The sequence below is a fragment of the Streptomyces sp. NPDC031274 genome (genome assembly GCF_055570235.1).
The window spans coordinates 1-1,422 of the sequence record NZ_JBVIHP010000225.1; the positions used below are offsets into that span (position 1 = coordinate 1).

Below are 1,422 nucleotides of genomic sequence, written 5' to 3' on the forward strand. Positions count from 1 at the left end.
TACCTTGCCACCGTGCGGCTGGCCACGGAATGCCGCAAGGCCGGGGTGTCCCGCTTCGTCTTCTCCTCGACCTGCAGCAACTACGGTGCCGTCGACGAGGTGGCGGACATCGACTCACCTCTGCAACCGCATTCGGAATACGCGCAGTCCAAGGTTCGCGCCGAACATCATCTGCTGGTGAGTCAGGATGTCGGATTCACGCCCGTGATCGTGCGACTCGCCACGCTGTATGGATTGGCGCCGCGCATGAGATTTGACCTCGCGGTGAACGTGATGACGGCGAACGCGGTCCGTAACAGCAAGATCGAAGTCTACGGCGGAAAACAATGGCGGCCATTCCTCCACGTCAACGACGCGGCGAAGGCGCTGCAACTGGCAGTAGAAGCAGGCGCCACACCCTCCGTACCGCAGGTGTACAACTGCGGCTCCGCCGCGGACTGCTACCAACTCGCCGACATAGGCCGGCTGATCACGGCCGAGGTGCCGGGATCTGAACTCGTCACGCTGGATTCCGCCACCGACGTACGGAATTACCGGGTCAGCTTCGACCGTATGGAGAAGCGCATCGGGTTTCGCGCGGACCTGAGGGTCGTCGACGGCATCAGAGAGATAAGAGATTCACTCACCGCGGGCGAGTTCGCCGATTACACCCATGAGCGCTACAGCGACCTTCTGTCCGTGTCCGCATCCGTCCAGCGCGGTGATCCGGCTGGACGGTGCCGGGCCGGCGGGCCGCAGCCGGACTTCACGACTGATTGCCGCACTGGAAGTGGCGTATGAACGGAATACGCAGCGCACCGACAGCGGTAGCGGGAGACTGGCTCGGAGCGGACCTGTCCGTTGACCCTGAACGGTGGCGCCTTCCAGTTCCGCAGCAAGTCGGGGACGAACTGCTCATGCTGGCCCGCGATTTCCTTGACAAGGCAGCTGAGAAGGACCCCGACGCATCGCTTCCCCCGGTCGGGCCCGCGACGCGTTCCCTGGTCGGGCACGTACACCGGCGTCTCGCCGGTTTCCCCGGCTTCGTCCAGCTCACCGGTTTCCCGGTCCATGCCGAGTTCGAGCTGGTGGAAGCAGCGTACTGGCTGTTCGGCCGGTTGATCGGCGCGCCCGTTTCGCAGACACGCGCAGGGAACTTCATCGCTCGGGTCGAGGATCAAGGGGCGAAGATCGCAGTTCCCACCCAGCGTGGCCACCACAGTTCCAGCGCGCTCGCCTTTCACGCCGACCGTACGGACGTCATCGGTCTGCTGTGCATCCGCGCCGCCGTCGAGGGCGGACACAGTCAACTGGTCTCCAGCAAAGCCCTCCACAACCTCGCTTTGAGCGAACGTCCCGATCTGCTGGCGGTGTTGTACCGGACGTTCCCGCACGACCAGCGCGGCGAGGCCCCTCCCGGCCGTCCCGGCTGGTGTGCACTTC

At 64.6% G+C, this 1,422-nt stretch carries 2 protein-coding genes; both read left to right on the forward strand.

Annotated features, from left to right (window positions below; genetic code table 11):
* Nucleotides 1-780: NAD-dependent epimerase/dehydratase family protein (locus tag ACZ5CR_RS45170; RefSeq protein ID WP_468869455.1), on the forward strand; the 780-nt coding region annotated here is incomplete at its 5' end.
* A 116-nt stretch (nt 781-896) separates the two neighbouring features.
* The coding region (locus ACZ5CR_RS45175) for a TauD/TfdA family dioxygenase (protein ID WP_468869460.1) at nt 897-1,422 on the forward strand (526 nt) is incomplete at its 3' end.